Below are 18317 nucleotides of genomic sequence, written 5' to 3'. Positions count from 1 at the left end.
GACGTCGCCGCGCCCGAGGTCGCACGTGTGACGGCCCCCAGGGGTATTCCGGCGCCGCGCGGTGGGGGTTCGGCGCCGCGCTGGACGGCGGCCAGCGCGGCGCACGGAACCCGGTCAAGAGCGGAGTTGTCACGGCGAGCACCCCGTGAGCCCTCACGACCATCGCTCGACGGGCGGTCAGAGGTATGGCGGGGCGGGTGCGTGGGCTCTGCCGTAGCTGCTCCAAAGGCCCTTTGAGTCAGTCCTTGGATCGCGTCGGGCGGAGGAGCGCCTCGGCGAGGGCGAGCATGGTCTCCTCCAGGGCGCCGAGGCGCTTGGTGAGGTCGGTGGAGGCGTCGGTGACGGACTGGGTCAGCTCGTCGCGGTCCGGGCGGGCCTCGATCGTGGCCGAGAGTTCGGCGGAGGCGGCGGCCAGGCGTTCGTCGATGGCGTCGAAGCGCCTGACCTGCTCGGTCGTCTGCGAGTCGAGCAGTTCGCCCACCCGCTCGGCGATCGCCAGCGTCGCGGGCAGCTGGCCGACGCGCTGGTTGACCGCCTCGACCCGGTCGTCGACGCCCTCCAGCTGCTCGGTGCCGCGGGTGAGCTGGGTGTCCACGCCGTCGAAGCGGGCCACCACGTGCTCCTCGACCTCGCCGAGGCGCTCGTCGAGGGATTCGAAGGCGTTGTCGAGCTTGTTGAAGCGGCCCTCGGTGCGCGTGGCGGTGTCGGAGCGGTGCTGGTCGGCGGCGGCCAGCCACTCGTCGACGATGGTGACCCGCCCGTCGAGCGTCTCGAAGCGGGCGTCGACCCGGCCGTCGAGGTCGCCGATGCGCTTGCCCATGTGGTTGTCGAGGTCGCCGATGTGGGTGTCGAGCTCGCCGACGCGCTTGTCGAGCCCGACGAGGCGGTTGTCGACGCCGCCGACCCTGCCGTCGATGCCGTCGAGGCGGGTGTCGATGTCGGCCAGGCACTCGTCGGCGGTCTCGATGCGGCCGTCGACACTGTTGAGCCGGCCGTCGACGGCGATCAGGCGGCCGTCGACCCGGTCGACCCGGCTGTCGAGGCCGTCGAAGCGGCCGGACAGCCGCTCCTCCGCCGTCTCCACCCTCGCGTCGACCTGCTCGACGGCGCTCTTGAGCTCCTCGCCGACCGCGCCGATGCGGGCGGTGAGGGTGCCGGAAAGGTCGGCCATGCCGCCCTCGACCCGCTCGGTGCGGGCCGTGAGCTCGCCGATGGACTTGTCGAGCCGGGTGAAGCGGCTGGCCGCCGCCTCCATGCTGGCGTTGAGCTGGCCGAGCTTCCCGGCGAAGTCGCCGAGCCGCTTGGCGATGCCCTCGGTGCCGTCGAGCACCGTCTGCAACCGCTTGAGCGCCTCGTCGACGCTCTCGCCGACCGTGCCGACGTCCGCCCACAGGCTGGGCAGCTCGATGACGGGGCTGACGCGCTGGCTGACGTTCTCCACGCGGGCGTCGACGTTGCCGATCTGCTCGCCGACGGCGTCGACGTGGTCGCGTACCGCCTCCACGTGCTGGGCCAGTCCCTCGGCCCAGACCGGCGGCTTGGTGGAGATGTCGTCGAGGCGGCCGCTCACGGACTCGAGCGTGCCGCTCAGCCCGCCGAGCTCGCGCTCGCGCACCTCGCGCAGCAGCCACTCCATGCCTTCGAGCCGCTGGCGGATCTCGTCGAGCACGGCCCCCTGGGTGCGCTGCTCGTAGACGTGGTCCTGGGCGGCGCGCGCGAGTAGCTCCCGCATCCTGTCGGATATGGCGGTCTGGCCGCCTGCCTGCAAAAGGGTGGTGTGATTGGAATGATCCACCGAAAGCTCCTTCACTCGCCGACGGAGTGCCGCGCAGCGGTGGGATAGGTCCGGTATGCAATGACTGAAGGAGAACGCGGTAATCCGCTATAGGGGGGAGAACTCCCGCCCGTCCACCTTAGCCTTTGGATCAAGGTCCGTCGGGGTGACTGGAAAAGATCCTGTTTTGTCATTTATGCAGGTGGGAGCCCCAGGCAGATGAGAACAAAAGGTTGGTTCATAATCCGCGTGAGGATGATTACTCCGGACTTGTCACCGGAAAGTCTCAGGTCTCGCCGCAATCGTTCGATGTCCACGGCGGAGCCGCGCTTCTTGATGGTGACATTTCCTATTTCGCGGGCCCGGAGTGCCGCCCGCAGCCGCTTCAGCGAGAACGGCAGCGCCTCGTCCACCTCATACCTGGCCGCCCAGGGCGTGTCCACCGGCTCGTCCCCGGTGATGTAGGCGATCATCGGATCCGCCAGCCGTCCGCCCACCATCTCGGCCACCTCGCCCACCAGATGGGCCCGGATCGCCGCCCCGTCGGGCTCGTAGACGTACCGGCCGAGCTCGCCCACCGCCGCCCGCACGCCCGTGGGCGTGAGCGTCTGCCCGCCCGGCAGCAGCGTCGCCCTGCGCCCCGCCTGTCCGGGAGTCCAGAGGGCCGCCTCCTTGACCTCTCCCTTGTACGAAACCCACTCGGCCTCGGCCGCCTCCGGTATGTACTCGTACGGAATCCCCGGCGCCACCTTCAGACACGACCCCCGAGCCCGCCCCACCAGATCCATGACCACCGGCCAGGGCGGCGAGTAGGCCTGCGGATCGAACGTCCTCCCCCTGGCGGTACGGCGGGCCGGATCGGCGAACAACGCGTCGTACTCCTCCGGGGCCACCTCCGCCGCGTCCCCCACCCGCACGCGTACCCGCTCCCCGACCCCCAGCGCCTCGGCGTTGGCCCGCGCCACGGCGGCGGTGAGCGGATCGAGCTCGACGGCGTCCACGAGATGCCCGGCCCGCGCGAGCTCCAGCGCGTCCCCGCCGATCCCGCAACAGGCGTCCACCACCCGGGCGGGCCCGTGGGTCGCCGCGGTCAGCCGCCGCGCCCGATGCGCCGCCACCTCGGCCCGGGTGGACTGCTCCAGCCCGTGGGGCGTGAAGTACATGAGCCGGGCGTCGTCCCCGAATTTCGCCACCGCCCGCGCCCTGAGCCCGGCCTGGGTGAGCGCGGCCGAGGTGAGCGCGCTGTCGTAGGTCTTCCTGAGCCGCGTGGCCGCCTTGACCGGATCGCTCCCGCTCAGCTCGACCGCCTCGTCCAGAGCTTTGCGGCCACGGGGGGTCAGCAGGTCGAGAAAGGCGTCGAGGTCCACGTCATCCGACGTTAGTGCACGCGCTCAGGTCAGCAGGTCGGCGAAGTCGACCTCGACGGGGAACGGGGACTTGGCGGTGAGCTTGCCGTGGTGGGTGACGTCGGCGCGGTAGAAGTGCGTGACCTCGTCCAGCACATATGTGTAGATGACGGGCTTGCCCTCCTCTTCTTCGACCAGCCAGAAGTGCTTGATGCGGGCGTCGGCGTACATGCGCGGCTTTACCTCCCGGTCCCGGTACTGGGACTCGGGGGAGACCACCTCAACGACAAGGTGGACGGCCTCCGAGGGGTAGGAGGTCGCGCTGTCGCTGTCGGCCGCCGCGTCGATCACCACGACGTCTGGGCAGGGGCGCTGCCTCCTGTTGATCTTGACGTCCATCTGCGTTGCTACGGCCAGGGTCTCGGGAGCCTGCGCGGTGAGGAGAGAGCGCAAGCTCGAGATGACGCGTTCGTGGAAGCGGCGTTGGGGGGAGATGAGGATGAGGGCTCCGTCAATGAGTTCGACGCGCTTGAAGAGGTCCAGCTCGCCGTTGGGCCCGTCCTGAGGCAGGAGATCGAGATCGTCGGACGTCCAGCCGCCGTCCGGCGGGTAGGGCCAGTTCGCGAGTACGTCTCTCGTGCGGTCCATCGTGGCGGTCACATCACTCACTGTAAGGTCGGTGTCGTCGCCGTTCGTGGTCATCGAACCACGTTCTGCTGCGCTTTCCTCTAGGAGAGATGTCCCCCATTCACAGCTCCGTGTCGCCCAGGGAGACCAGGAGTTTGCGGAGGGTTTCGGCCAGGGCTTTCTGGTCGGCGGGGGTGAGGGCGGACAGGAGTCTCGCCTCGTTGGCGACGTGGAGGGCCAGGAGGTCACCGGCCAGGCGTTCGCCCTCCTCGGTCAGCGCCACCAGGACCATGCGGCGGTTGCTCTCCAGCGGCCAGCGCCGCACCAGGCCGCGCTCCACCAGGCGGTCCATGCGGTTGGTCAGGGCGCCGGGGCTGACCAGGGCGGAGGCGGCCAGGTCCTTCATGCACATGGTGTGCTCCGGGTTGCCGCGCAGCAACGTGGCGAGCATGTCGAACTCCCACGGCTCCAGCCCGTGCTCGGCGAAGAACTCCTTGATGCCCCGCTCCAGCAGGCGCGAGGCGCGGGACAGGCGGCCCACCACACCCATCGGGCTCACGTCCACGTCGGGGCGGGTGGCGGCCCACTGCTTCGTGATCGCGTCCACTGCGTCTCGCATGCTGCGCACACTATCAAAAACTTCGAGGTTGAAATGTTCGAGGGTGCGGGCTACTGTCCACCACGTCGAAAGTTTCGATGTCGAAGTGTTTGGAGTGGAAGAGCGATGAAGATTCTGGTGCTGGGCGCGACGGGGTACGTCGGGGGCGCGCTCGTCGAGGAACTCGCCGGCCGCGGTCATGAGGTCGTGGCGCTGGTACGGCCGGCCGCCGACGGGGGCAGGCGGCTGCCCGCCGTACCGGAGGAGAGGTACGGGGACCTGTCCGACGCGGCGTCGATCACCGCGGCCGTGACGCCGGACGTCGACGCGGTCGTGCACGCGGCGCAGCTCACCGGCGATGAGGCGACCGACCTCCAGGTGATCGGGGCGTTGCTCGGCGCGGGCAGGCCGGTGGTGTACGTGAGCGGCGTGTGGGTCCTCGGCGCGACCGAGGACGGGCACGAGGAGAGCGCGGCCGACCCGATCCCGATCGTGGGGTACCGGCCGAAGGTGGAGGATCTGGTGCTCGGCGCGGGCGGCGTGGTGGTGCGGCCGGGGCTGGTGCACGGGCGCGGCGGCGGTATCGCGGCGATGCTGCGCGGCTGGGCGGCCGAGCGCGGGCGCGGGGTGCACGTGGGCGAGGGCGGGGAAGGCTCGACGTTCGTGCACGTGGACGACCTGGCCGAGCTGATCGTGACGGCGGTGGAGAAGGGGCGGCCCGGCGCGATCTACCACGGGATCGCGGAGGAGCACGTGCCGCTGGCCCTGGTGGCCTCGGCCGCTGCCCGGTCGGCGGGGGCCGATGAGGGCGCGGACGTGCTGTCGTGGCCGGTGGAGGAGGCGGCGGGGGTCGTGGGCCTGCCGTTCGCCGAAGCGCTCGCGCTCAGCCAGCGTGTCAGCTCTGCGCGAACCCGTGCGGCACTCGGATGGGCCCCCAGCAGGCCGGGTATCCTCTCCGAGCTGCGGGAAGGCTCTTACGCCCGCTGAGCCGGTTCGTGTTGACTGTCAAGCCCCTCTTGCATATGTTTCGTGTTGGCACTCTCCCCTTGAGAGTGCCAACGTGCGACGAGGCAGGTCTACCACCCGCGACGGCAGGCCCCGCTGGTCGCCTCTTCTAGATCATTCAAATCTGAAGGGGAGGTCCGATCGTGACGACCGCCACTAAGGTTCCCGTTAAGCCGCTCGGCGACCGCATTGTGGTCCAGCCGCTTGAGGCCGAGCAGACCACCGCTTCCGGCCTGGTCATCCCAGACACCGCCAAGGAGAAGCCGCAAGAGGGCAAGGTCCTCGCGGTGGGCCCGGGCAACTGGGACGAGGACGGCGACAAGCGGATTCCGCTTGACGTCTCCGAGGGCGACATCGTCCTCTACAGCAAGTACGGCGGCACCGAGGTCAAGTACGGCGGCGAGGAGTACCTCGTGCTCTCCGCCCGCGACGTTCTCGCGATCATCGAGAAGTAAGCCGGTATGTGTCGGGCCCCGGACGCAGCTCTCAGCAGAGGCGACCGGGGCTTTCGACGCTAGGAGAGGACTTTCAACCAAATGGCGAAGATCCTGGAGTTCGACGAGGACGCGCGGCGCGCTCTTGAGCGCGGCGTCAACGCCCTCGCGGACGCCGTGAAGGTAACCCTCGGCCCGCGTGGCCGTAACGTCGTCATCGACAAGAAGTTCGGTGCTCCGACGATCACGAACGACGGCGTGACCATCGCTCGCGAGATCGAGCTGGAAGACCGCTACGAGAACCTCGGCGCCCAGCTCGCCAAGGAAGTGGCCACCAAGACCAACGACATCGCGGGTGACGGCACCACCACCGCGACCGTCCTGGCCCAGGCCATGGTCCGCGAAGGTCTGCGCAACGTCGCCGCCGGCGCCTCGCCGCTGTCGCTGAAGCGCGGGATCGACAAGGCCGCCAAGGCCATCAGCGACAAGCTGATCGCCAGCGCCCGCGAGGTCGGCGACAAGAAGGAGATCGCCAACGTCGCGACGATCTCCGCCCAGGACGCCAAGATCGGCGATCTCATCGCCGAGGCGTTCGACAAGGTGGGCAAGGACGGCGTCCTCACGGTCGAAGAGTCCAACGCCATGGGCATGGAGCTCGAGTTCACCGAGGGCATGCAGTTCGACAAGGGCTACCTGTCGCAGTACATGGTGACCGACCCCGAGCGCATGGAGGCCGTCCTGGAGGACGCCTACGTGCTGCTCACCCAGAGCAAGATCGCCTCCATCGCGGACTTCCTGCCGCTGCTGGAGCAGGTCGCCCAGACCAAGAAGCCGCTGTTCGTGGTCGCCGAGGACGTCGAGGGCGAGGCCCTGGCCGTCCTGGTCACCAACAAGATCCGCGGCACGTTCACCTCCGTGGCCGTCAAGGCCCCGGGCTTCGGTGACCGTCGCAAGGCGATGCTCCAGGACATGGCCATCCTCACCGGCGGCCAGGTCGTCGCCGAGGAGGTCGGGCTCAAGCTGGAGCACGTCGGTCTCGAGGTGCTCGGCACGGCCCGCCGCATCGTCGTCACCAAGGACGCCACCACCATCGTGGACGGCGCCGGCGACGCGCAGGCGATCGAGGACCGGGTCAAGGAGATCAAGCTCGCCATCGAGCAGTCCGACTCCGACTGGGACCGCGAGAAGCTGCAGGAGCGCCTGGCCAAGCTGGCCGGCGGTGTGTGCGTGCTGCGTGTCGGCGCCGCCACCGAGGTCGAGCTCAAGGAGAAGAAGCACCGTCTCGAGGACGCGATCTCCGCGACGCGCGCCGCGATCGAGGAGGGCATCGTCTCCGGCGGCGGCACCGCGCTGATCCACGTCGGCAAGGAGCTGGACGACCTCGGCCTCACCGGGGACGAGGCCACTGGCGTGGGCGTCGTCCGCCGCGCGCTGGTCGAGCCGACCCGCTGGATCGCCGAGAACGCCGGCCTCGAGGGCTACGTCGTCACCCACAAGGTGGCGGAGCTGTCCGCGGGCCACGGCCTCAACGCCGCGACCGGCGAGTACGGCAACCTGATCGACCAGGGCGTCATCGACCCCGTCAAGGTCACCCGCTCGGCGGTGCAGAATGCGGCGTCCATCGCCGGCATGCTGCTCACGACGGAGGCCCTGGTGGTCGACAAGCCCGAGGAGGAGGCCCCCGCCGGCGGCGGCGGTCACGGTCACGGCCACGGCCACTGATCGCTTCCTGGATCGCCACTGACCTCTCAAGGTCGCCAAGGCCCGTTGAGGCCGCCACGGCCCTGAGGTCGCCACGGCCCGCACCGCTCGCCGGTGCGGGCCGTTTCGCGTTCCTGCGGTGTTCGCGGGCTGTCTTCGAGGGTTGACGTCCGTTTCGAGGGGTGCGTCGGTGGTGGGGCCGGTCGTTCGGGGTGAAGGGCGGGTTCTCGGGGTGGGCGTCCGTGCTGGGGGCGCCCCTGGCGGGGCTGGGGCGTGTTCTGCGGCCCTTCCGCTACGGCCCAGCCGCCCTACCCCCACCCGCCGCACAGGGCCGGGCTCCGTCCAGGGTGACGCTCCTCCGGTGATGCGGGGCCGGCCGCCGTTACGCGCGCATCGTGCCCGTCTGGGTGGTTCATGCCTGTATATGAGTTTTTATAAGCATGAGGCGTATGTAGCGCATGAGGTCCGGTGGGCGATCTCATGCGTAGAGGCGGCGACCGGTGGATGTCCAGATGTGGAAAGTTGGGTTATTGCGGTAAACCAACCTATGGAGTAAAGCGTCTCGCGCCCGTGACAATTTTCGCGCATTTCGGGGAATCGGGTGAAATATTCCGACTCCATAGAAAGGCTTAGTGTGGTCGTCCGATTACGGGTAGTTATCGTCTCTTCAATGTGACCAATCCGTAGCCGTTCGCCATGACGACAGGCCGGACCAGGGCGGGCATCATGCCTAACGTGAGCGAGGGAAGCGTCGCCGACGCCAAAATTGGGGTAAGGCTCGCGTCGAGACTTCCGGCACGGACGGATGACTCCGACCTAAGAGAACTGACGAGCCTCGCCGTTGCGGGCGATCGTTCTGCGATCGAATCCCTGCTCGGCGAGTTGCGGCCGATGGTGGTGCGCTATTGCCGTGCCCGGCTGGGCCGGGTTTCTGGGCAATATCACATTGCAGATGACGTGGCCCAGGAGGTCTGCATCGCGGTGCTGTCCGCACTGCCGCGCTACCGGGACATGGGCCGGCCCTTCGCCTCCTTCGTCTTCGGCATCGCCTCGCACAAGGTGGCCGACGCCTTGCGGAGTTCGGTGCGCTCCGCCGTACCCACGCAGGATCTTCCTGACGGGCCCGACGAGGGCCCGGGGCCGGAAGAGACCGTGGTCCGCTACATCGAGGTCGAGCACGCGCGCAGGCTGCTGGCCCGGCTGCCCGCCAACCAGCGCGAACTCCTGCTGCTGCGGGTGGTGTCAGGACTGTCGGCCGAAGAGACCGGTAATGTACTCGGCATGTCACCAGGAGCGGTCCGCGTCGCCCAGCATCGGGCGCTGGCCAGGTTGCGGCAGATGGCCGAGCTGGAGTCGGCTTGACGCCGGAGGAACACGTGGAGGGCGCGGCCGCGTACGGTGACCGGACGCCCCCGAGTTCGACCGGCCCGTCGTCCCACGTCCCGGCCGATCCGTCATCCGGCGGCTCGGCCCGCGCGGCGGCTGACGGCTCACCCAAGCTCTCGGACGATCCTGTGTCCGGGGGCTTGCCGGTATGTCCTTCTGGGCTGCCCGAGCCGGCCGGGCCTGTGGTCGTGGCCTGCGGGGCGGTGGCCGACGCGGGGGATTCCTCTGGGCCGGTGGCCGGGGAGTGGGAACTCGGGGGATTGACGGCCGAGGAGCAGACCGACGCGTTTCTGGATGCTCTGGCGCTCGGGTACCAGCCTGACGCGACGGACCCGGCGCTACGGCTGCTCGCGGCCTTGCGGCACGACCTCGACGATCAGCGGCGCTCTTCGGTGTCCATGACGCCGTCGACGTAGCCCCTCGCGTACTCCCAGGTCACGTAGTCGGCGGGGTCGGGGTGGAAGGCGGGCTCGTGTACCTGCGGCCGGCCCTTGTCGATCATCTGGCGGAGGTTGCCGCGGAGCAGCTCCCAGTCGAAGAAGTGCTGTTCGCCGCATTCCGGGCAGTCGAGCACCAGTCCGAGGACGCCCTGGGGCTCCAGCAGCGAGCGAAAGACTTCCACGTCGGCCAGGTCGGTGATGGCCTCGTCGCGCTCGGCCGCCGTCAGCGGCTCCGGGTCGTCGAATTCGCCCATGGCCGAGGAAGGATCGTTCGGATCGTCCGCGAACGGGTCGCGGGGGACGTCTTCCAGCACCTTTCCACCATAGTGACCTAACGCAGCCTGGGCACTAATAAGCACCGCACCGACCACTTGTGCCGCATTCACCCCGGGGCCACAGCTCCCGAAACACCGGCAAACCCCCTGCCAAAGCACCGACCACGCTCAGGTCCGTCGACACCTCCGGTCCCTCGGACGGCGTGCCTGCCGGCGGCGCGGGGCGTACCGGAAAGGCCGGGTCAGCCGAGCCAGCCGCGGCGGGAGGCTTCGACCCCGGCGTGGAAGCGGGACTGTGCCCCGAGTTCGGCCATCGCGTCGGCGAAGCGAGCGCGGACGGTGCGGACCGAGACGCCGAGCTGGCGGGCGATCGAGTCGTCGCACATGCCCTGCGCGGCCAGCCGCAGCACCTGGACCATGCCGTCGCCCCGCCGCCCCCACGGCAGGGGGACGGAGCGGCTCCACAGCTCCTCGAAGAGCGAGCGCAGGACGCCGACGACGATGTTCGCGCGGACGAGGTAGAAGTTGTAGGCGTGGTCGGGCAGGCCGCCGCCCCACAGAGCGGGCAGGCCGGCGGCTTCGGGTCCCGCGGTCATGAACCAGCTGGGTACCCGGTCGAGCGTGCGGACCCTTCCGCCGGACTCCAGCAGGCGCGTGAGCTGGTCGCGGACACCTGGCAGCGCCAGGGTCGCCACCGGGATCACCGCGCGCATGCTGAGCAGGCGGCGCCGCTGGGCGTCGATCCAGGGGTCGGCGAACTTGCGGACGAAGTCGGTCATCGTGCGTTCGTCGGGGATGGCGATCAGCAACTCCAGCGGAGGAGCCTGTACGGCCATGCCGACCACGCTCTCGTAGAGCACGTCGGCCCCACTGACCAGTTCGACCGGAAAGGGGCCGCTCTGGTAGTGGCGGCCGGCGTCGTAGTCGTGGATGAGGCCGCGGATCGAGCCCAGGGCGGAGTCGATGCGCCGGCTCTCCTCGGCCAGCCGGTCCAGCCGCTCGGCGATCAGCCGGCCGAGGGCGGCGGCCGGGTGCCGGGCGAGGTACTCACCGGACCTCTCGTCCACCACGCCCAGCCGGACGAGGTCCTCGAGCTGCCTGCCGACCCTGTCGGCCGGGCCGTCCATGGCCTCGGCGAGCTCGGCCAGCGTGGCGCGGTGCAGGCGTAGGACCGCGGTGTACAGCGCGGTCTGTGCCGGGTCGAGGCCCAGCGTCTCGAGTGGATCGGAAACGGTGGCGGGCTCGTTACGCATGTGGGGGGCTCCGTAGGGGGGACACGGGCGTGCGGCGAGAATAACCCGGCACCAGACCTCTGTCCGGGTGTTGCTCTGACTCCTTCGGCGGGGGTGCAACTTCGTGCAATTGCACGTTTTCACATTGCGGTGTGCCCATGAGTAACGCAGGCTTAACCCAGCGTCGGCATCAAGGGTCGGGCGACGCGGCCATCAGGACGCGGAGGGGGGTTCGGTGGCGTAGAGCGCGTCCGACCAGATGCCGGTGGCCGGAGGAACCGGGCGGATCACCGACCGGCCGGTTCCTCCGGCACTTTTGTGCCTCTCCGGGGGCGCCGGGGAGACGGCGGTCCGTGGGGGTCATCGTCCCCCCGGCGCATTCTCACCCCCATCTTGCGGACCCGCGCGGTTCCGTTTGCAGGCAGGCCCTAAACTTGTCGCATCAGCGCATTGGCAGGAGGGGGCCGCAGCATGTCCAAATTCACCCAAACGGGGTTGACCTTCGATGACGTGCTGCTCGTGCCGGGGTATTCGGATCTCCAACCGGGGGAGGCGGAGACCGTCACACAGCTGTCGCGCAACATCACGCTCGCCATCCCGCTGGTCTCCGCGGCCATGGACACGGTGACCGAAGCGCGCATGGCGGTGGCCATGGCCCGGCAGGGCGGCATCGGCATCCTGCACCGCAACCTGTCGATCGAGGAGCAGGCCCAGCAGGTCGACCTGGTCAAGCGGTCGGAGGCGGGGATGGTGACGAATCCGGTCACCTGTACGCCGGACGACACGCTGGCCGACGTCGAGAGGCTGTGCGCCACGTACCGGATCTCGGGCGTGCCCGTCACCGACCGCGACGGCATCCTCGTCGGCATCGTCACCAACCGTGACATGCGCTTCGAGACCGACCAGAGCCGCCCGGTGCGCGAGGTCATGACGCCGATGCCGCTGGTGACGGCGCCGGTGGGCGTGTCGCGTGACGACGCCTTCTCGCTCCTGCGCAGCAACAAGATCGAGAAGCTGCCGCTGATCGACGGCGGCGGACGGCTGCGCGGGCTCATCACGGTCAAGGACTTCACCAAGAGCGAGCAGTACCCGCTGGCCACCAAGGACGCGGGCGGCCGCCTGGTCGTGGGCGCGGCGGTGGGCGTGGGCCCCGACGCCGAACTGCGGGTCAAGGCGCTGATCGAGGCCGGTGTCGACGTCGTCGTCGTGGACGTGGCCCACGGTCACTCCAAGGGACTGGCCGACATGATCGCCACGGTCAAGGCCAACAGCAAGGTCGACGTGATCGGCGGCAACATCGCCACCAGGGCGGGCGCGCAGATGCTCGTCGACGCGGGCGCCGACGCGGTCAAGGTGGGCGTGGGCCCCGGCTCGATCTGCACCACCCGCGTCGTGGCCGGTGTGGGCGCGCCGCAGGTCACCGCCATCCATCAGGCCTCGCTCGCCTGCGGTCCCGCGGGTGTGCCGGTGATCGGCGACGGCGGCCTGCAGTACTCGGGCGACATCAGCAAGGCCATCGCGGCGGGCGCCGACTCGGTCATGCTGGGTTCGCTCCTCGCCGGGTGCGAGGAGTCCCCGGGCGAGCTGATCTTCATCAACGGCAAGCAGTTCAAGTCCTACCGCGGCATGGGTTCGCTCGGCGCGGTCCGCAACCGCGAGCGCGGCGGCATGTCCTTCAGCAAGGACCGCTACGCGCAGGCGGACGTCGGCGGCGAGGACAAGTACATCCCCGAGGGCATCGAGGGACAGGTGCCCTACCGCGGCCCGGTCTCGGCGGTGGCCCACCAGCTGGTGGGCGGTTTGCGCCAGGGTATGTGGTACTCAGGATGCCGCACGATCGCGCAGATGCACTCCGACTGCGAGCTCATGCCGATCACCGCGGCGGGCCTCAAGGAGAGCCACCCGCACGACATCCAGATGACCGTTGAGGCTCCCAACTACCACAGAAGGTAAAACATGACTCAGGTGGAGATCGGCCGGGGCAAGACGGGCCGCCGGGCGTACGCGCTCGACGAGATCGGCCTCGTGCCCTCGCGGCGTACCCGTGACCCGGAAGAGGTCTCGATCGCCTGGCAGATCGACGCTTACCGGTTCGAGCTGCCTGTCGTGGTCGCGCCCATGGACAGCGTCGTCTCGCCGGCGACCGCGATCGAGATCGGCCGCCTCGGCGGCCTGGCGCCGCTCGACCTCGAAGGGCTCTGGACGCGTTACGAGGACCCGTCGCCGCTGCTGGAGGAGTGCGCCGCGCTCGACTCCGCCGCGGCCACCAAGCGGCTCCAGGAGATCTACGCGGCGCCGATCAAGGAAGAGCTGATCGGCCGGCGCATCGAGGAGATTCGCGCCTCCGGCGTCACCGCCGCCGTGCGCCTGTCGCCGCAGCGCACCGTGCAGTACCACAAGACGGTCATCGACGCGGGCGTCGACATCTTCGTCATCCGCGGCACCACCGTCTCGGCCGAGCACGTCTCGGGCAAGGCCGAACCGCTCAACCTCAAGCAGTTCATCTACGAGCTCGACGTCCCGGTGATCGTCGGTGGCTGCGCCACGCACACGGCGGCGCTGCACCTCATGCGCACGGGCGCGGCAGGCGTGCTGGTCGGCTTCGGCGGCGGCGCCTCCCACACCACCCGCAACGTGCTGGGCGTGGCGGTGCCGATGGCCACGGCCATCTCCGACGTGGCCGCCGCCCGCCGCGACTACATGGACGAGTCCGGCGGCCGGTACGTGCACGTGATCGCCGACGGCGGCATGGGCACCTCCGGGGACATCGCCAAGGCGATCGCCTGCGGCGCCGACGCGGTCATGGTCGGTTCGCCGCTGGCCAGGGCGGCCGAGGCGCCGGGCCACGGGTTCCACTGGGGTTCGGAGGCCCACCACCCCGACCTGCCGCGCGGGCGCCGGGTGGAGTTCGGCACGGTTGGCACGCTGGAGCAGATCCTCCACGGGCCCTCCAGCGTGGCCGACGGCTCGATGAACCTCATGGGCGCGCTGAAGCGCACGATGGCCTCGACCGGCTACTCCGACATCAAGGAGTTCCAGCGCGTGGAGGTCGTGGTCGCGCCGGTGCAGCGCTGACGTCCGCGACACGAAGGACCCGCCCCCTCGGGGCGCGGGTCCTTTTCCGTGTACGGCTAGCCACGGGTGAACCAGGTGACCTGGGCCCCGTTGTCGAAGCTCTCGCGGTGGGTGGGCGTGAACAGCGTCGGGTCGAAGCCGCCGGAGAAGGCCGCCACGCCGTCGCCGGCCACGACCGGGTAGCTCTTGATGATCAGCTCGTCGATCTCCGGGAGCACGCTGGCCGCCATCTTGCCGCCGCCGGCCAGCCAGACGTCCATGCCGGTGTCCTCGGCCTTGAGGCGCCTGACCAGCCCGACGGGGTCCTCGGTGACCAGGTCGACGGTGGGGTCGTCGATCTTTCCCAGGGTGGTGGAGACGACGTACTGGCGCATGTGGGCGTACGGGCTGGTGACATTGATCTCCAGGGCGGGGTCGTAGGTGCCGCGGCCCATCACGAGGGTGTCGAAGCGCTGGTTGGGCGTGCCTTCGAGGCCGACGTGCGCGCGTACGTGCGTGGGCAGGGTCTCGGGGTAGCGGGCGTTGATCCAGGCCGACATCTGGTCGGAGACGGGGTAGAAGTCCCACTGGTTGGAGGGGCCGGCGATGTAGCCGTCGATGGAGACGCCGACGTAGTAGACAAGCTTTCGCATTCTTAACTCCGTATGTAGTACTCTGCTTGAAGTGGTTTCAACGTAGTACTACAGGTGGAGTGGTGTCAAGTGCGGAAGAACCCGGAGCGGCGGCAGGCGTTGGTCGACGCCGCCATCGAGGTGCTGGCCAAGGAGGGGGCGCGCGGGCTGACGTTCCGCGCGGTCGACGCGGCGGCCGAGGTGCCGACGGGCACCGCGTCCAACTACTTCACCAGCCGCGACGACCTCCTGACCCAGGCCGGTGGCCGCATCTACGAGCGGCTGCTGCCCGACGACGAGACCATGGCCCAGCTGGACGTGGGGGATCAGGATCGTGCGCACTTCGCCCGGCTCATGCACGAACTGGTCGACCGGGTCATGGCCTTCAACACCGGCTTCCTGGCCCTGCTCGAACTGCGCCTGGAGTCCACGCGCCGCCCGGAGCTGCGGGAGGTCGTCACCAAGCGCATCCGCGCTGACGTCGACCAGAACATCGCCAATCACGTCGCCTCCGGCCTGCCGGGCGACTCCGCCACGGTGGTGACGCTGATGCTCGCGCTCAACTGGCTGATCATGGAACGGCTGACGCTGCCCGGCCTCTTCTCGGAGCAGGAGGTGCACGAGCTGGTCGACGTGCTGGTGGAGCGTCTGATCGGCCGTTGACATCTCATTAGATAGTGCTACTATCTAATGCATGATGACTCCATGGGTGCCGGGACCCGCTGCCGGTCACACGGGCGACGTACAGGTGATGGCGTCCCGATTCGAGCTGAAGAGCCTGGCCCAGGTGCCCGGGTTCCTGTTCCAGGCGATGCGGATGTTGCTGCAGGCCCGGCGTAGCGCGGGGGCGGTGGGGGCCACGTTGAAGGCGGCGCCGTTCAGGAAGACCTTCTGGACGTTGTCGGCGTGGACGGACCGCGCGGCGCTCGGCGCGTACGCCGGGGCGCAACCGCACCGCGGCATCGTCCAGGCGTACAAGAGCGGAATGGCGGCATCGGCGTTCGAGTTCTGGACGGCCGCCGCCCCCGCCGGTTGGGACGAGGCGCACGAACGCCTCAAGGACGGCGTGGCAGGGTGACGCCCACGCTCAGGCCGCCCTCGGGCGGTGCGCTGAGGTCGAGCGTGCCCTGGTGGGCCTCGACGATGGCGGCCACGATCGACAGGCCGAGCCCGAGGCCGTCGCCCGAGGCCCGCCGCCCCGGCTCCAGGCGCCGGAACGGCTGCACCAACATCGGAACCTGCTCGGGCGGGATCACCGCGCCGGAGTTCGCGACGCGGAGGGTGGCCGTGGCGTCGTTCGCGCCGGTCTCCACCGCGATCAGGCCGCCCGGCCCGCTGTACGTCACGGCGTTGTCGACCAGGTTCGCGACCAGGCGTTCCAGGAGGGCGCGGTCACCGGAGACCGGCGCGGGAGCCAGGGTCGCGCGAACGCCCGCATGGTCCAGGAACGGCTCGGCGACCGCGGCCAGCAGCCTTTCCAGTACGGCCCGCAGCGCCACCACGTCGGCGTCCGGATCGGCCAGTGCCACCTCGGCCATTGCCCGCTGAAGGGTCAGCGGCGTGCGCAGCTCGTGCGAGGCGTTGGCCACGAAGCGGCGCTGCGCGGTGAAGGCCGCGTCGAGCCGGTCGAGAAGCTCGTCGAAGGTGTCGGCCAGCTCCCTGAGCTCGTCGTCGGGCCCGGTCGCCGACAGGCGGCGATCCAGCCGGTCGGCGGTGATGCGGCGTACCGTCGCGGTCATCACGCCCAGCGGCCGCAACGCCCGCCCGGCGACCAGCCACCCCAGCCAGAGGGAGGCCATGGCCATGGCGCCCAGCGCGATCAGCGAGTTGACCAGCAGGCGCCTGGACACGGCCGGGTCCCGGAGGGCGCCCAGCGCGGGTTCGCGGACGGTCACCGCCGTCGAGGCGCCGCCGCCCGGCAGGACGGGGGCGGCCGGTGGGCCGGGGAAGGGGGAGTGCTCGACCAGGAGATAGGTGAGCACGACCAGGAGCGCCCCGGCCAGCACGAACAGGCCGCTGTAGAGCGCGGTCAGGCGGAACCGCACGGTCTTCATGGGCTGAGAGATCCTCCTATGCGGTATCCGGCCTGGGGGATGGTTTCGATCAGCGGCGGGTCGCCGAGTTTGCGGCGCAGACGGCTGATCGTCACCTTCACGGTCTGCGTGAACGGGTCGGCGAACTCGTCCCAGCCGCGCTCCAGCAACTGCTCAGCCGAGACCACCGCGCCCTGCGCGGCCAGCAGCAGCTCCAGCACCGCGAACTCCTTCGGGCTCAACGTCAGCCGGCGTCCGTCGCGGGTGGCGACCCGGGTGGACGGATCCAGCCTGAGCCCGCCGCGAACCAGCACCGGCGGCAGCGCGGGCAGCGCCCGCCTGGCCAGCGCGCGTACCCGGGCGACCAGCTCGGCGAAGGCGAACGGCTTCGGCAGGTAGTCGTCGGCGCCGATGTCCAGGCCGGTGACGCGGTCGGAGATCGTTCCCGCCGCGGTCAGCATGAGCACCCGCGCCGGGCGGCCGCCGGCGGCGAGCGCCCTGCAGACCTCGTCCCCGTGTACGCCGGGCAGGTCGCGATCCAGGACGACCACGTCATAGGCGTTGGCCGCCGCGCGTTCCAGCGCCGCGTGGCCGTCGAAGACGACGTCCACGGCCATGCCCTCGCGCCGTAGCCCGGCGGCGACCGTCAGGGCCAGCTCCTCGTGGTCCTCGACCATCAGCACCCGCATGGTGTCCCAGAATGCCCCGCGCCCGGTTACAGCCGGGTAACCGCGGGACGCCGCCGGGCAAGCGCGGGTGTGTCCGGGCATGGGTGGGCCGGTTTCAGGGGCCAGGGCCCGGCCAAGGAGTCGGGCCTTGAGGGGCCGACGTGGGCCGTTGCGGTGGGGACCACGTCCGACGTGAGAAGCGACCCCCACGATCGGGGCCCGCGCACGACGGCGGGTGGGGGCGGGGCGGCTTGCCGTAACGGATGGGCGCCCGGACAGGGCGGCGGACCAACGGAGAGGCGACTGAGAGGAAAGCCGGAATCAGGCGCGGATCACCTTGACGCCCGCTTCGGAGAGTTGGTCGAAGAGGGCGTCGGAGAGTTGTTCGTCGGTGACGAGGGTGTCGATCTCGGACAGGGGGCAGATGCGGGCGAAGGCGCGCTTGCCGATCTTGGAGGAGTCGGCGACCACCACCACCTGGGCGGCGCGGCTGACGAGCAGGTGGTTGACGCTGGCCTCGCCCTCGTGGTGGGCCGAGGCGCCGAGCTCGGCGTCGAGCGCGTCCACGCCGAGGAACGCCGCGTCGAGGGTGACCTGGTCGAGGACGCCTCCGGCCAGCGGGCCGATGAGTTCGTAGGACTGCTGGCGGGCCACTCCGCCGGTCACCACGATCTTGACGTGCTGGCGGACGGTCAGTTCCGAGGCGATGTTCAGCGCGTTGGTGACGATGGTGAAGCCCGACTCCAGCGTCGAACGGGTGGCCAGCGTGCGGGCCAGTTCCGAGGTGGTGGTGCCGCCGTTGAGGCCGATGACGGCGCCGGGGTTGACGAGTTCGGCGGCGGCCGCGGCTATGCGGTGCTTCTCGTCGGCGTGCCGGGCGGTCTTGTAGCGCAGCGGCAGGTCGTAGCTGACGCTCTGGGCCACGGCGCCGCCCCGCGTGCGCATGAGCATCTGCTGCTGGGCGAGCTGGTCGAAGTCACGGCGGATGGTGGCGGTGGAGACCTCGAGCGCCTGGGCGGCTTCCTCTACGGAGAGACGGCCCTCCTGGGCGAGCAATTCGAGAATCGCGTTCCATCTGTCATACCTGGACACGATTTGCCTCCTAGGTGATC

At 69.8% G+C, this 18317-nt stretch carries 19 protein-coding genes; 9 read left to right on the top strand and 10 right to left on the bottom strand.

Translation table 11 applies throughout. The features are described from left to right. Window positions 1-238: 238 nt before the first annotated feature. From ACIBI5_RS45350 to ACIBI5_RS45335, 4 genes are all read right to left on the bottom strand, one after another. Window positions 239-1795, bottom strand: coding sequence for a hypothetical protein (locus ACIBI5_RS45350; RefSeq protein ID WP_397256675.1), 1557 nt, complete (start codon window positions 1793-1795; stop codon window positions 239-241). A 173-nt stretch (window positions 1796-1968) separates the two neighbouring features. Beyond that, complete coding sequence (locus ACIBI5_RS45345; protein ID WP_397256673.1) at window positions 1969-3141, bottom strand: methyltransferase domain-containing protein; 1173 nt, start codon at window positions 3139-3141, stop codon at window positions 1969-1971. A 24-nt stretch (window positions 3142-3165) separates the two neighbouring features. Continuing rightward, a complete protein-coding gene (locus ACIBI5_RS45340) occupies window positions 3166-3822 on the bottom strand; it encodes a Uma2 family endonuclease (RefSeq protein WP_397256671.1) in 657 nt (218 codons plus the stop codon). 46 nt (window positions 3823-3868) lie between these two features. Then, window positions 3869-4366, bottom strand: a complete 498-nt coding sequence (locus ACIBI5_RS45335; protein WP_397256669.1) for a MarR family winged helix-turn-helix transcriptional regulator — start codon at window positions 4364-4366, stop codon at window positions 3869-3871. Between the two features lie 105 nt (window positions 4367-4471). Here ACIBI5_RS45335 and ACIBI5_RS45330 point away from each other — a divergent pair, with 105 nt between their 5' ends. The 5 genes from ACIBI5_RS45330 to ACIBI5_RS45310 all read left to right on the top strand — a co-directional run bounded on the left by ACIBI5_RS45330 (window position 4472) and on the right by ACIBI5_RS45310 (window position 9287). Next, entirely contained in the window at window positions 4472-5332 is an 861-nt protein-coding gene (locus ACIBI5_RS45330; protein ID WP_397256667.1) for an NAD-dependent epimerase/dehydratase family protein, read from the top strand. Between the two features lie 158 nt (window positions 5333-5490). Beyond that, the gene (gene groES, locus ACIBI5_RS45325) at window positions 5491-5805 is read left to right on the top strand and encodes a co-chaperone GroES (RefSeq protein WP_197093639.1); all 315 of its coding nucleotides are present in this window, start codon (window positions 5491-5493) and stop codon (window positions 5803-5805) included. A gap of 81 nt (window positions 5806-5886) precedes the next feature. Then, a complete protein-coding gene (gene groL / locus ACIBI5_RS45320) occupies window positions 5887-7506 on the top strand; it encodes a chaperonin GroEL (protein WP_397256665.1) in 1620 nt (539 codons plus the stop codon). A 705-nt stretch (window positions 7507-8211) separates the two neighbouring features. Then, window positions 8212-8847, top strand: a complete 636-nt coding sequence (locus tag ACIBI5_RS45315; protein ID WP_184958018.1) for a sigma-70 family RNA polymerase sigma factor — start codon at window positions 8212-8214, stop codon at window positions 8845-8847. Beyond that, a complete protein-coding gene (locus tag ACIBI5_RS45310; RefSeq protein ID WP_397256663.1) occupies window positions 8844-9287 on the top strand; it encodes a hypothetical protein in 444 nt (147 codons plus the stop codon). Before ACIBI5_RS45315 ends, ACIBI5_RS45310 begins: the two co-directional genes overlap by 4 nt. Here ACIBI5_RS45310 and ACIBI5_RS45305 read toward each other — a convergent pair. Both ACIBI5_RS45305 and ACIBI5_RS45300 read right to left on the bottom strand, forming a co-directional pair. Further along, complete coding sequence (locus ACIBI5_RS45305) at window positions 9248-9625, bottom strand: DUF5319 domain-containing protein (RefSeq protein WP_379614437.1); 378 nt, start codon at window positions 9623-9625, stop codon at window positions 9248-9250. The two genes, ACIBI5_RS45310 and ACIBI5_RS45305, sit on opposite strands and share 40 nt — an antisense overlap. Window positions 9626-9828: 203 nt before the next feature. Next, complete coding sequence (locus ACIBI5_RS45300) at window positions 9829-10839, bottom strand: LuxR C-terminal-related transcriptional regulator (protein WP_397256662.1); 1011 nt, start codon at window positions 10837-10839, stop codon at window positions 9829-9831. A gap of 450 nt (window positions 10840-11289) precedes the next feature. Between ACIBI5_RS45300 and guaB the strand changes: the two genes are divergently transcribed. Both guaB and ACIBI5_RS45290 read left to right on the top strand, forming a co-directional pair. Continuing rightward, the gene (gene guaB, locus ACIBI5_RS45295; protein ID WP_397256660.1) at window positions 11290-12771 is read left to right on the top strand and encodes an IMP dehydrogenase; all 1482 of its coding nucleotides are present in this window, start codon (window positions 11290-11292) and stop codon (window positions 12769-12771) included. 3 nt (window positions 12772-12774) lie between these two features. Continuing rightward, window positions 12775-13893, top strand: a complete 1119-nt coding sequence (locus ACIBI5_RS45290; protein WP_379614429.1) for a GuaB3 family IMP dehydrogenase-related protein — start codon at window positions 12775-12777, stop codon at window positions 13891-13893. Between the two features lie 56 nt (window positions 13894-13949). Here ACIBI5_RS45290 and ACIBI5_RS45285 read toward each other — a convergent pair whose 3' ends face one another. Continuing rightward, window positions 13950-14525 carry a dihydrofolate reductase family protein gene (locus ACIBI5_RS45285; protein WP_397256658.1) on the bottom strand — a complete coding sequence of 192 codons (576 nt, stop codon included), beginning with the start codon at window positions 14523-14525 and terminating at the stop codon, window positions 13950-13952. Window positions 14526-14594: 69 nt separating this feature from the next. Between ACIBI5_RS45285 and ACIBI5_RS45280 the strand changes: the two genes are divergently transcribed. Further along, window positions 14595-15167, top strand: coding sequence for a TetR/AcrR family transcriptional regulator (locus ACIBI5_RS45280; protein ID WP_397256656.1), 573 nt, complete (start codon window positions 14595-14597; stop codon window positions 15165-15167). Window positions 15168-15198: 31 nt separating this feature from the next. Continuing rightward, complete coding sequence (locus ACIBI5_RS45275) at window positions 15199-15582, top strand: hypothetical protein (RefSeq protein ID WP_397256654.1); 384 nt, start codon at window positions 15199-15201, stop codon at window positions 15580-15582. Here the strand turns inward: ACIBI5_RS45275 and ACIBI5_RS45270 are convergent. The 3 genes from ACIBI5_RS45270 to ACIBI5_RS45260 all read right to left on the bottom strand — a co-directional run bounded on the left by ACIBI5_RS45270 (window position 15560) and on the right by ACIBI5_RS45260 (window position 18297). Further along, window positions 15560-16558, bottom strand: a complete 999-nt coding sequence (locus tag ACIBI5_RS45270; RefSeq protein ID WP_397256652.1) for an ATP-binding protein — start codon at window positions 16556-16558, stop codon at window positions 15560-15562. The genes ACIBI5_RS45275 and ACIBI5_RS45270 overlap by 23 nt on opposite strands. Beyond that, the gene (locus tag ACIBI5_RS45265; RefSeq protein WP_397256650.1) at window positions 16555-17226 is read right to left on the bottom strand and encodes a response regulator transcription factor; all 672 of its coding nucleotides are present in this window, start codon (window positions 17224-17226) and stop codon (window positions 16555-16557) included. Before ACIBI5_RS45265 ends, ACIBI5_RS45270 begins: the two co-directional genes overlap by 4 nt. 300 nt (window positions 17227-17526) lie before the next feature. Further along, complete coding sequence (locus ACIBI5_RS45260; RefSeq protein ID WP_397093501.1) at window positions 17527-18297, bottom strand: DeoR/GlpR family DNA-binding transcription regulator; 771 nt, start codon at window positions 18295-18297, stop codon at window positions 17527-17529. Between the last annotated feature and the right edge of the window lie 20 nt (window positions 18298-18317).

The organism is Nonomuraea sp. NPDC050540, from assembly GCF_044457485.1.
GTDB lineage: Bacteria > Actinomycetota > Actinomycetes > Streptosporangiales > Streptosporangiaceae > Nonomuraea.
The sequence above is the reverse complement of the archived record's forward strand: the minus strand, read 5'-3'. Positions and strand labels throughout refer to the sequence as shown.